The organism is Lysinibacter sp. HNR (assembly GCF_029760935.1).
GTDB lineage: Bacteria > Actinomycetota > Actinomycetes > Actinomycetales > Microbacteriaceae > HNR.
In genome coordinates this window covers 2,368,301-2,379,353 of record NZ_CP121684.1, presented here as the reverse complement: position 1 = coordinate 2,379,353, position 11,053 = coordinate 2,368,301, and the positions used below count along the sequence as shown (strand labels likewise).

The 11,053-nt window shown below is 58.0% G+C and carries 10 protein-coding genes; 5 read left to right on the top strand and 5 right to left on the bottom strand.

What is annotated here, in order from left to right; genetic code table 11:
* Positions 1–96 precede the first annotated feature (96 nt).
* On the top strand, positions 97–264 hold the full coding sequence (locus FrondiHNR_RS10885; protein ID WP_279352787.1) for a hypothetical protein: 168 nt from the start codon (positions 97–99) through the stop codon (positions 262–264).
* Here FrondiHNR_RS10885 and FrondiHNR_RS10880 read toward each other — a convergent pair.
* Entirely contained in the window at positions 261–509 is a 249-nt protein-coding gene (locus FrondiHNR_RS10880) for a WhiB family transcriptional regulator (protein ID WP_167149540.1), read from the bottom strand. The two genes, FrondiHNR_RS10885 and FrondiHNR_RS10880, sit on opposite strands and share 4 nt — an antisense overlap.
* Positions 510–704: 195 nt before the next feature.
* On the opposite strand from FrondiHNR_RS10880, the gene FrondiHNR_RS10875 reads away from it, so the two are divergent.
* The gene (locus tag FrondiHNR_RS10875) at positions 705–1,133 is read left to right on the top strand and encodes a hypothetical protein (protein ID WP_279352785.1); all 429 of its coding nucleotides are present in this window, start codon (positions 705–707) and stop codon (positions 1,131–1,133) included.
* Positions 1,134–1,196: 63 nt separating this feature from the next.
* Here FrondiHNR_RS10875 and bcp read toward each other — a convergent pair whose 3' ends face one another.
* The 3 genes from bcp to aroA all read right to left on the bottom strand — a co-directional run bounded on the left by bcp (position 1,197) and on the right by aroA (position 4,296).
* A complete protein-coding gene (gene bcp, locus FrondiHNR_RS10870) occupies positions 1,197–1,676 on the bottom strand; it encodes a thioredoxin-dependent thiol peroxidase (protein WP_279352784.1) in 480 nt (159 codons plus the stop codon).
* Between the two features lie 66 nt (positions 1,677–1,742).
* On the bottom strand, positions 1,743–2,813 hold the full coding sequence (rsgA, locus tag FrondiHNR_RS10865) for a ribosome small subunit-dependent GTPase A (protein WP_279352783.1): 1,071 nt from the start codon (positions 2,811–2,813) through the stop codon (positions 1,743–1,745).
* A 16-nt stretch (positions 2,814–2,829) separates the two neighbouring features.
* On the bottom strand, positions 2,830–4,296 hold the full coding sequence (gene aroA, locus FrondiHNR_RS10860; protein WP_279352782.1) for a 3-phosphoshikimate 1-carboxyvinyltransferase: 1,467 nt from the start codon (positions 4,294–4,296) through the stop codon (positions 2,830–2,832).
* A gap of 174 nt (positions 4,297–4,470) precedes the next feature.
* Between aroA and FrondiHNR_RS10855 the strand changes: the two genes are divergently transcribed.
* Positions 4,471–5,094 carry a sigma-70 family RNA polymerase sigma factor gene (locus FrondiHNR_RS10855; protein WP_279354542.1) on the top strand — a complete coding sequence of 208 codons (624 nt, stop codon included), beginning with the start codon at positions 4,471–4,473 and terminating at the stop codon, positions 5,092–5,094.
* Positions 5,091–5,336: a zf-HC2 domain-containing protein gene (locus tag FrondiHNR_RS10850; RefSeq protein WP_279352781.1), complete on the top strand. Its 246-nt coding sequence runs from the start codon at positions 5,091–5,093 to the stop codon at positions 5,334–5,336. The genes FrondiHNR_RS10855 and FrondiHNR_RS10850 overlap by 4 nt, the downstream gene beginning before the upstream one ends.
* 254 nt (positions 5,337–5,590) lie before the next feature.
* Here the strand turns inward: FrondiHNR_RS10850 and FrondiHNR_RS10845 are convergent, their stop codons facing one another.
* Complete coding sequence (locus tag FrondiHNR_RS10845; RefSeq protein WP_279352780.1) at positions 5,591–9,322, bottom strand: multifunctional oxoglutarate decarboxylase/oxoglutarate dehydrogenase thiamine pyrophosphate-binding subunit/dihydrolipoyllysine-residue succinyltransferase subunit; 3,732 nt, start codon at positions 9,320–9,322, stop codon at positions 5,591–5,593.
* Between the two features lie 140 nt (positions 9,323–9,462).
* Here FrondiHNR_RS10845 and FrondiHNR_RS10840 point away from each other — a divergent pair, with 140 nt between their 5' ends.
* Entirely contained in the window at positions 9,463–10,896 is a 1,434-nt protein-coding gene (locus tag FrondiHNR_RS10840; RefSeq protein WP_279352779.1) for a GuaB1 family IMP dehydrogenase-related protein, read from the top strand.
* Positions 10,897–11,053: the final 157 nt, after the last annotated feature.

Genomic DNA, 11,053 nt, shown 5'->3' with positions numbered 1-11,053 from the left:
CTTCGATCTTACAGTCGCCCCTAATACCTCTATTAAGAATACAGATAGTAAAGAATAGTTGTGTGCTTTATGCGAAATCCGAGGAATATAGTCAGCATGATCAGGGGTGAAGTCTTGACAACCCTTGAACAAGATGCCGGATATGGCGCAAAGATTTGGAAAGTTCTTACTAGGGGAGGGGAGGGGCCACAGGGAAAAGAATGGTGGCCCCTCAGTTATACGCTTGAGGAAGCACGACGCGCTTTGGCGCGAGGTGCTTTTTAGGAGGCGCGACGAGCGCGAGCCGCGCGGCGCTTCAGCGCCCGGCGTTCGTCTTCGCTCAGTCCGCCCCAGACTCCAGAGTCTTGGCCGGTTTCAATGGCGTATTGCAGGCAAATTTCGGTGACCGTGCACCGTGCACACACCGACTTGGCCTTCTCAATTTGATCAACAGCCGGTCCGGTATTGCCGACGGGGAAAAACAATTCGGGGTCTGCTGTGAGGCAGGCGGCCTGTTCACGCCAATCCATACGTGTGCTCCTTGTGGTGTTACTTAGTGTGGGCGCGACAAAATTGCAATTCCAAGTTGGAGTGGAAAATAGTCGTAGCCCAGAGGGAAACCTGGTAAAACGAAAGTTGAGCACGCCCCTGCGCGTTGAAACTCAACAAAATACATGCTCCCATAGACTGAGCAGCAAATCAATAGTTTTGAGGTAGTAAAAAGCATGGCAGAAGAATCGAGTATCGCACCCCCGGAAAACTCACCCCGTCCAACCCGTTGGCGGGCACCGGTGGTGATCCTCTTTCTTCAGACGTTCTTGATGCTGGTGGTGACGGCCTGGTTCTTCTTTGAACTACTGACCGACAACCCGGACTCGTTCTCGTCTGCCGTCGCGCTCTTTGTTCTGATTGTCTTGGGTACCGTGTGGGTGGCGGCCACCGCGGTGGGTCTCCTGCGCTCCGCGTCGTGGGCCCGAGGATCTGCCGTGACAATTCAGATTTTACAGATTGCGGTTGCCATCGGAAGCTTTCAGGGACAATTTGCCCAGCCCCTTATCGGTTGGATACTACTCCTGTCTGCGGTAGTTGCCCTGATCCTGCTTGTTCGTGCGGCAAAGCGTCAGTCCACGGCGACCGGAGACGACGTTAGCTAAGCCGCAGGGTGCCAGACCCCAAGAGCGATACACCCGAGGCGGTGCCGCACACTGGCGACGCAGCTAAGCTGCGAGGCCAAGCTTTTTGCGTAGGCTTGCGACGTGTCCGGTTGCTTTAACGTTGTAGAGCGCCATTGTAATAACACCCTGCTCATCAATCACAAAGGTGGATCGTAATACGCCGGTGACAACCTTGCCGTAGAGGTTCTTTTCACCGTACGATCCGTAGCCGTTGTGAACCGTAAGATCGGTGTCGCTCAGCAGCGGGAAAGCCAGGCCCTCCTCATCGGCAAAGGAGCGCAGCACCTCCACCGAGTCCTTAGAGATGCCAAGGATGCGGTAGTTTGCCGCCCCGAGCGACGCCATATTATCGCGGAAGTCACAGGCCTGCGTGGTGCAACCGGGGGTTTTAGCCGCGGGATAGAAGTAGAGAATTACTTTTTCTCCTCGAAAAGAACTGAGGGTTACGGGGTTTCCATCCTGGTCGTTCAGGGTGAAATCAGGGGCAGCGTCTCCGGCAGTAAGCCGCGTGTTCTCAGTCATGCGTCAATGATAAGGGATGTCGCCCCACGATTGCTGTGTCTCACGTGTGAGTAGGGTCGTGCCACGCTAGCGCCCGGGACGCTCCGTTCCTGCCCTGGCGGAAAATGTTTCGAGTAAACGGTGGAGAGAGTCGAGTCTGGTTGCGCCGGTTTCGCCCAACCGGCCCTCGGTAACCGCCTGTGCAACCGCACAGTCGGGAGCGTCTTCGCGGTGGGTGCAGCCGCGTGGACACTCCAGGGCAATCGCGGCCAGATCGGTAAACGCTCGAACAATGCTTTCGGGATTGACGTGTCCGAGCCCAAAGGAACGCACGCCGGGAGTATCGATGACCCAGCCTGTACCCCGCGGTGTGTCGAGTCGTAACCGAACGGTGGAGGAGGACGTGTGGCGACCCCGCCCCGTTACCTCATTGACCCGCCCAATAGCTCTCTCTGCCCCGGGAACCAGTGCATTGATCAGCGTGGATTTTCCCACACCGGAGTGCCCCACAAAAACCGTCTCGTGACCAACCAGGTGATCGGCAATTTCGGCGAGAGGTGTGTGATTCGGCTCGCTTGTGAAGGTGGTGATCCCCAAGCCCTCAAAGCTTCGTAGAAATGCGGCAGGGTCGGCCAGATCCGTTTTCGTGACACAGATCAGCGGACGTATTTTGGCATCGTAGGCGGCGACTAGATAGCGATCCACCAGACGGGTGCGGGGTTCCGGGTTGGCCGCAGCGATAACGATGAGCATCTGATCCGCGTTGGCCACGATAACACGCTCCACGGTATCGGTGTCGTCGGCGCTGCGCCGCAGAAGTGTGGTTCGGTCATCGACGGATACGATGCGGGCTAGGGTTCCCTCGTCACCGCTGGTATCACCCACCAGCCGCACCCGGTCTCCCGTGACAATGGCTTTTTTGCCGAGCTCTCGGGCGCGCGTTGCGATTGCGGTGCGGGTCTTACCCTCGGAGCCGATCAGCACGCTAAACCTGCCGCGATCCACTCCCAGAACGGTAGCGTTTAGGGCATCGCCGTGTTCGGGACGAATTTTGGTGCGGGGACGGTTTCCCTTGGGGTTTGGTCGTACCCGTACGGCCGACTCGTCGAACTCACCGTAGGGTTCGTCGAGGTCGTCGTTATCGGCCCACCAACTCATACGTGTGACCGGTGGCTCACGGGGCAGACGTGCTTGTGGGGGCGGAACCCGTGCCCGACGGGAACCCGGGTATCGTGAGGTGGGTGGGGTGTGCCCCCGAACCCCTAGAACCGTGACCCTTTTGTTGCGAGTGTGAGGAGATCATCGCCAACCAGAGGTCGGTAAACTGCGGAAGCGTCTTAGCCGTGGTGCCCACGTCATTCACCTCTACTCCGGCAACAGCCAACCCGATCAGAGCACCTGTGGTAGCCATGCGGTGGTCGCTGTAGCTCAGCCATACCCCGCCGTGCAGCGGGGCGGGGACAACCTGCAGGCCGTCCTCAAGCTCGGTGACATTGCCACCAAGCTTGTTGATCTCTGTCGAGAGTGCCGCGATCCGGTCTGTCTCGTGGTGTCGAATATGCCCGATACCCGTGATGGTGCTGGGACCCGTGGCAAGCGCCGCGAGGCCCACCACGGCGGGCGCAAGCTCGCCCGCCTCGCTCAGATCAAGAGTGACCCCGGAAATGCTGGAGGGTCCGGTTACCGTGAGTACGCCGTTTTCTAACACAACCTCCGCGCCAAAATGGGGAAGGATTGTGCGGAGTTGATCGCCAACCTGTGTTGTGGCGCTTGGCCACCCGGGGATGCTGACGCTCCCGCCCAGCACAACGGCCGCCGCCAAGAACGGAGCGGCGTTTGATAGGTCCGGTTCGATGTCTCGCTCGACACCCAGAATGGGGCCGGGATGGATAACCCACTCGCCCTCGGCGGGATGCTCCACTACCACACCGCGTGCGGTGAGGGCCTCGAGCGTCATGGTGATGTGGGGAACGCTGGGAAGTCGCTCGCCGGTGTGGACGATGTGTGCTCCCGTGTCAAAACGTGCGGCGGCGAGGGCCAAGCCGGACACAAACTGGCTGGAGAGCGACGCGTCGATCTCCACCCGCCCTCCCGGCACCGACCCCATACCGTGGATGGTGAAGGGGAGCTTGCCCCTTCCCTCGTCGGTGATGTCGACGCCGAGGGAGCGAAGCCCCTCAACGATTGCCGACATGGGGCGGTTGCGAGCGTGTTCGTCTCCGTCAAATGAGGTGGGGCCGAGCGCGAGGGCAGCAACCGGGGGGACAAAACGCATGACGGTTCCGGCGAGTCCGCAGTCAACCGATGTGCTGCCGACAAGTTCGCCCGGGGTGATAAGCCAATCTGGACCGAAGGAGCCGTTTCCGGGAGTCTCCTCAACGGTTGCGCCGAGGGAGCGCAGGGCTTCTACCATCAGGTTGCTGTCCCGAGAGTGGAGGGGCGCTCGCAGCCTTGAGGGTGTGGCAGCGAGCGCGGAGAGCACAAGCTCGCGATTTGTGAGCGACTTGGAACCTGGCAGATTCACGGTGGCGGCGAGCGGTTTCCCCGGCGTTGGGGCGGGCCAGTTTTGAGGCTCGTCGTCGCTGTCCATCTCGTCACCGAAAGGATTAAAATCTGGTTGGGAATACTTGGAAATCAACATTGGTTATTAACACTATCGCGAGCCGGACAAAAAGTGTTTTTAAAACACACGACCGAGTCGGTCAGGCAGTTCCTGTGCGAGCATAACAATTTCCGAGGAGACAAAAACGTGTCGTTAATAACTCTTGAGAAGACTCAGGATATTTCTACCGAGGGGCGGGTAGGATTACTCGATATGAGTGACCAAGAGAATTCGCATAAAAGTTTCGAGGAGCAAGCCCTACCGTTTCTTGATCAGTTGTACGGGGCCGCTTTGCGGATGACCAAAAATACTCAGGATGCACAGGATCTGGTGCAGGAGACTTTCACCAAGGCCTTCGCCGCCTTTAAGTCTTTTCAAGAGGGAACCAATCTTAAAGCGTGGCTGTATCGCATTATGACAAACAGCTACATCAATACGTATCGCAAACGTCAGCGGGAACCCTTTCTACGGGCGATTGACGAGCTAGAAGACTGGCAGCTGGGGGATGCCGAGTCAACGACTTCGATGGGATCGCGTTCGGCTGAGGCTGAGGCGATCGATCGCATGCCCGAGAGCGTGGTCAAAAACGCTCTCAACTCCATATCCGAAGATTTTCGGATGGTTGTCTATCTGGCAGACGTGGAGGGGTTCTCCTATCAGGAGATTGCAGACATCATGAAGACCCCCGTTGGAACCGTAATGAGTAGATTACATCGTGGCCGTCGCCTCCTTCGCGACTTGCTCAGCGACTATGCCGCAGAGCAGGGGCACGATGTTGACACCGGTAGAAAGAAAAGTGCCGGTGTCAAAGAAACAAGAAAGCGAGTCACCCTATGAGCGACAGCGATTGCGAAAAAGCAAAAAAATCCTTAGAAGAATACCTGCACCACGAATTGTGCACCGATGACACCCGCGACATTCGTAATCACATTGAGGGATGCCCTGAGTGCGAGAGCGAATACCGTGTTGGCGTCGTCCTCAAGGATGCCGTGCAGCGTGCTTGCAAGGAAGTAGCGCCCGAAGAACTGCGGGATCAGGTCCTGCTGCGTCTGCGCTCCATTCAGGCAGAGCACGTTTAGGCGCTTCATCTCGGTTAAGATGCTCTACCTTTAATCCGCCGAGCGTTTTGCCCAGACTACTTTGGTTGAAAAATGCGCGGCCGAATACAGGTATTACAAAGTCCCAGCGGACGCCAGAAGGCAGTTCCGCTGGGACTTTTTTACACCATTTTAATCCTCGTGGTTCCCCGTGTATTGGGTGAGACACTCACACGCCCCGTAGCGGGTGCTAGACGGGTTTCGGGTTCCCCTTGTGTGAGAGGAACCCTGGCACACTACAGGGTAAGAGCCCGGGTGATGAGGTCGGCCTGCTCGGCCGCGTGACGTTTTGCCGACCCCGTGGCTGGTGATGCCGAGGCGGGACGTGACACGACCGAGAGCGGACGTCCCACGAGCTGCGACCCCACCTCAAGACCCATAAAGGGCCAGGCACCCTGGTTCTCTGGTTCGTCCTGAACCCAGATGAGGTCTGCCTGGGGATAGGTATCAAGAACCGCGTTAAGCTCGTTGATGGGGGCGGGGTAATACTGTTCTAAACGAACCACGGCAATCGCGTCGTTGGGGTTTTTCTCCAATTCGGCAATGAGGTCGTAGTAGGTCTTGCCCGCTACAAGAATAACCCGCTTGATCGCAGACTTATCGGTCACACGAGAGTCGTCGATGACAGGCTCAAACGTACCCTCGGTAAAGTCGGCAACCGAGCTGGCGGCCCCGCGCAGGCGAAGCATCGCCTTGGGAGTAAATACCACGAGCGGGCGGCGGGGACGTGCCTTGGCCTGCCTACGCAGCAGGTGGAAGTAGGAGGCGGGGGTGGAGGGTCTGGCAACAGTCATGTTGTTTTCTGCACACAGTTGCAGATAGCGCTCGATCCTAGCCGAGGAGTGATCCGGTCCCTGGCCCTCGTATCCGTGGGGTAGCAGAAGCACCACGGATGAGTGCTGGCCCCACTTCTGCTCCGCCGAGGAGATAAACTCGTCGATCACGGTTTGAGCCCCGTTGGCAAAGTCGCCAAACTGTGCCTCCCACAGAACCAGGGCATCCTCGTTCTCAACCGAGTATCCGTATTCGTAAGCGAGGGCGGCATACTCGCTCAGGGGAGAGTCGTAGATCCAGAAGCGAGCCTGGTCCTCAGAGAGGTTCATGAGGGGTAACCACAGCTGACCGTTATTGCGATCGTGGAAGACGGCGTGACGCTGCACAAAGGTGCCGCGTCGGGAGTCCTGACCGGCAAATCGCACGGGGTTTCCCTCGATAAGGAGAGAGCCGAGGGCGATGAGCTCTGCAAAGCCCCAGTCAATTCCACCGTTGCGGCTCATATCAACCCGCTTGTTAATGAGCTGTTGCAGTTTGGGGTGAACGCTAAAGCCCTCGGGTTTGTTGTTGAACGCGTCACCGATGAGCTGCACGGTTGATGCCGTGATGGCGGTGTGGATGGGGTGTCCTTCTGCGTCTGTGCTCTCGCTTGCCACGCCCAGCGGTTCGTCTGGGTTGATCACGGGGATCGCGGCGGTCTGTGCGGCGTGGGTGTCAGCAAAGGCGTGTTCAAGCCTGTTTTGGAAGTCGCGCTTTGCCTCCTCGTACTCCTCCTCGGTGATGTCGCCGCGACCAACAAGCGACTCTGTGTAGAGGCGGCGCACGGAGCGTTTTGCCTCAATGAGGTTGTACATGAGGGGCTGAGTCATCGAGGGGTCGTCCCCCTCGTTGTGTCCACGGCGACGATAGCACACGAGGTCAACCACAACGTCGCGCTTAAACTCTTGGCGATACATATATGCCAGCCGGGCCACGTGGACAACCGATTCGGGATCATCCCCGTTAACGTGGAAGACGGGGGCCTGGATAGATTTGGCCACGTCGGAGGAGTAGATCGACGTGCGTGAGTCTTCGGGGAGCGTGGTAAAGCCCACCTGATTATTTACGATGACGTGGATGGTTCCGCCCGTGCGGTATCCGCGAAGCTGCGACATTTGCATGGTTTCAAAGACGACGCCCTGCCCCGCCATTGCAGCGTCACCGTGTACAAGCACGGGAAGGGTTGAGAACGTGCCGATGGGTTTGCGGTCTTGTTTGGCGCGGACTATTCCCTCAAGAACACCGTTAACGGCTTCGAGGTGTGAGGGATTGGCAGCGAGGTAAACGGGCACCTCGCGGCCCCGAATGTCTTTGAAAGTGCCCTCCGTCCCCAGGTGATACTTGACATCACCGGATCCGCCCGACTTGCGGGTGGGTTGGGCTCCCTCGAACTCGCGGAAGATTTGCCCGTAGGTTTTGCCCGCAATGTTGGTGAGCACGTTGAGACGGCCACGGTGAGCCATGCCGATCGCTACGCCGTCGAGGTTGTCCTCTGCGGCCCCCTGAAGCACCTCGTCGAGAAGAGCGATAGTGGATTCGCCGCCCTCCAGGCTGAAGCGTTTTTGGCCAACGTATTTTGTCTGCAGGAAGGTTTCAAATGCTTCGGCCTCGTTGAGCTTGCCCAGGATGCGTAATTGCTCTTCCTTGGCCGGCTTAACATAGGGGGCCTCGACCCGTTCTTGAATCCACTGGCGCTGTGCGGGATCCTGAATGTGCATGTACTCCACGGAGATTTTGCGGCAATAAGAGTCGCGCAGAATGCCGAGGATGTCGCGGAGAGGCATGGAGCGCTTGCCGCTCAGATTGCCCGTGAGAAATTCGCGGTCGAGATCCCAGAAGGTGAGGCCGTGTGACTCGATCTCAAGGTCGGGGTGGGTGCGCTGTACGTATTCCAGAGGGTCGATATCCGCCATGAGGTGTCCGCGCACGCGATACGCGTTGATGAGTTCCTGCACGCGTGCGACCTTATCGACCGCATCGTAGTTGTCCACGCTGATGTCGTGGGCCCACTGGATGGGACGGTAGGGAATGCGCACCGCGGCAAAGATTTGATCGTAAAAGCTGTGGTGCCCGATGAGGCGCTCATGAATGAGCTTGAGGAATTCGCCGGAACCCGCCCCCTGAATAACCCTGTGGTCGTAGGTGCTGGTGAGGGTTATCGTTTTTCCGATACCCAGAGAGTTGAGCGTTTTCTGTGATGCTCCCTGAAACTCGGCGGGGTATTCGAGGGCACCCGCGCCGATGATGCACCCCTGTCCCTTCATGAGGCGGGGTACGGAGTGAACCGTTCCAATTCCTCCGGGGTTGGTGAGGGAGATGGTGGTGCCCGCAAAATCGTTGGCCGTGAGCTTATTGGTGCGTGCACGCTTCACGACGTCTTCATAGGCGGTTAAAAACTCCGCAAACGTGAGGGTGTCTGCTCGCTTGATACTGGGCACGAGAAGAGCACGGGTTCCGTCTGCCTTAGGCACGTCAATGGCAATTCCGAGGTTAACGTGAGCGGGTGCCACCACCGAGGGCTTTCCATCGACCTGGTCGTAATAGACGTTTTGGCTGGGAAACTCTTTGAGGGTCTGAACGATGGCCCAGCCGATGAGGTGTGTGAAGGAAACCTTCCCGCCCCGGGAGCGCCGCATGTGGTTGTTAATAACAATGCGATTATCGATGAGTAGTTTGGCGGGTATAGTGCGCACGCTAGTGGCTGTGGGCACCTGGAGGCTGGTCTCCATGTTGGCCGCGAGCGTCTTGGGCATGCCTCGCAAGGGGGTGACGCTATCCTGCTCGTCTTCGTCGACGGTATTGATGGAGCCGGTTACGGGTGCGTCGGCGGGAATGGGTTGTGGCTTGGGTGCGGTGTTTGTGGTGCGAGCGATGGGGGCCGTGGGAGGGGAGGACGTTCCTGCGGTGAGTGTCCCGGCCACGGGTGCTGTCGCCTCAAAAGCGGCCTGCTGCGGGGCGGGAGTGGCCTGAGGGGTATCCGCGCTCGAAACGGTAGCCTTGGACGCATAATTTTCGAGGATCGGCCACCACGATTTATCTACCTGGTTTTTGTTCTCTACAAACTGTTTGTAGAGCTCTTCCACCAGCCATTCGTTTGCGCCAAAGTCGTTTGATGATTTGTCTGGGTTGTCTGTTCCCGTTGTTTGGCCATTCAAGCCGATCGCCCACTCTCTCGTGTTTTCTCATCAAATTTGTGCTGGATGCTTCGTGCATCGTTGCGCCAAAAACAATGTTACAAGCCTAGTCGGAAAAAATGGACAGACACCTCATATTTATCCAGGGTATTTTAGAAGGTATGGAATTTAATGCTGAGGGCGCAACCCACGATCTAACCTATTCGGATGTTTTCCTGATTCCCAGAAAATCCGAGATTGATAGTCGACTATCGGTGTCGCTCAAGGCAACAGATGGAACCGCGGCAACCCTACCGCTCGTATCGTCGAATATGAACTCGGTGACGGGCCCTCGGCTTGCGGCGACCCTTGCCCGTCGCGGGGGTCTTGGTGTCATCCCGCAGGATATGCCTCTGCAGGAGCTTGCCGACGCTATTCGCTGGGTGAAAGCGCAGCCCACGCGCTTTGATACGGCAATTATCCTGTCGCCCAAGGCAACCGTGGCCGAGGCTCGCGAGTTACTTCCACCGAGTGTTGAGCACGGAATCGTTATTCAGGACGATGAGTATCGGGGCATTGTACCCGCCGAGGTACTGGCCACGGCTCGTCCCGGCGCGCAGTTGAAGGATTTGCTTCGCACGGAGTGGATCGCCCTGGCTGCCGAAGAAATCGGCGACAATCGTGAGGCGTTTGATGCACTTGTTGCGGCTGATGCCCACTTCGCTCCGGTGCTTGATCACGGACGTATTGTGGGTACCCTCTCGCGTAAATCTGCTCTACGCGGCACGCTCTACGAGCCGCACCTTGATGCCGAGGGACGTCTGGCTGTTGCGGCGGCCGTGGGTATTAACGGTGACGTGACGGCAAAGGCGCGGGCCCTGGTGGAGGCTGGTGTTGACGTGCTGGTGATTGATACGGCCCACGGCCACCAGGGAGGTATGCTGCGGGCGATCGAGACCGTGCGTGGCCTCGATCTTGATGTCCCCATTGTTGCCGGAAACATTGTCACCGCCGATGCGGTGCAGGACCTGGTGAGCGCTGGAGCCGACATCCTCAAGGTGGGTGTTGGCCCAGGCGCCATGTGCACCACACGAATGATGACGGCGGTGGGTCGTCCGCAGTTCTCGGCGGTTCTTGAGACCGCGGACCGTGCTCGCGAGCTGGGGGCTCATGTGTGGGCCGATGGCGGGGTTCGTTACCCGCGTGACGTGGCATTGGCCCTGGCGGCGGGTGCGGCGAGTGTGATGATTGGCTCGTGGTTTGCGGGAACGATTGAGGCTCCCGGACGCATCATGACGGATGCAAACGGGCGCCACTACAAGGAAAGCTGGGGGATGGCCTCCACCAAGGCCGTGGAGGGTCGTTTTGGTCGGTTGGATCCCTTCGATCTGGCGCGCAAAACACTTTTTGCCGAGGGCATCAGCGGAAGCACGATCTATATTGATCCGGCTCGCCCGTCTGTGGAGGATCTACTCGATATGATCACGTCGGGTGTGCGCAGCTCCTTCACCTACGCCGGCGCCAAAACGCTTGCGGAGTTCCACGAGCTGGCTCTTGTGGGTGTGCAATCAGCGTCTGGCTATGAGGAAGGTAAACCGGTTCCAGTGAGCTGGTAGGGCTGAATTTTTATCCCGTAGCGTCGATAAACGGTTCAGAAGTAGTCGCTGTGCGAAAGCTTGCAGTTAGCATGTATGATCTCGTTTCGGTGGAAAGATGCTTGCTTTAGGGCTCTTGGGTAATCTAGTGGTAAAGATTTTAAAGTAATGTTATTAT

Coding starts and splice junctions, on each gene's coding strand:
- FrondiHNR_RS10885 (WP_279352787.1), top strand. CDS start 97: ATGATCAGGGGTGAAGTCTTGACAACCCTTGAACAAGATGCCGGATAT.
- FrondiHNR_RS10880 (WP_167149540.1), bottom strand. CDS start 509: ATGGATTGGCGTGAACAGGCCGCCTGCCTCACAGCAGACCCCGAATTG.
- FrondiHNR_RS10875 (WP_279352785.1), top strand. CDS start 705: ATGGCAGAAGAATCGAGTATCGCACCCCCGGAAAACTCACCCCGTCCA.
- bcp (WP_279352784.1), bottom strand. CDS start 1,676: ATGACTGAGAACACGCGGCTTACTGCCGGAGACGCTGCCCCTGATTTC.
- rsgA (WP_279352783.1), bottom strand. CDS start 2,813: ATGAGTTGGTGGGCCGATAACGACGACCTCGACGAACCCTACGGTGAG.
- aroA (WP_279352782.1), bottom strand. CDS start 4,296: ATGTTGATTTCCAAGTATTCCCAACCAGATTTTAATCCTTTCGGTGAC.
- FrondiHNR_RS10855 (WP_279354542.1), top strand. CDS start 4,471: ATGAGTGACCAAGAGAATTCGCATAAAAGTTTCGAGGAGCAAGCCCTA.
- FrondiHNR_RS10850 (WP_279352781.1), top strand. CDS start 5,091: ATGAGCGACAGCGATTGCGAAAAAGCAAAAAAATCCTTAGAAGAATAC.
- FrondiHNR_RS10840 (WP_279352779.1), top strand. CDS start 9,463: ATGGAATTTAATGCTGAGGGCGCAACCCACGATCTAACCTATTCGGAT.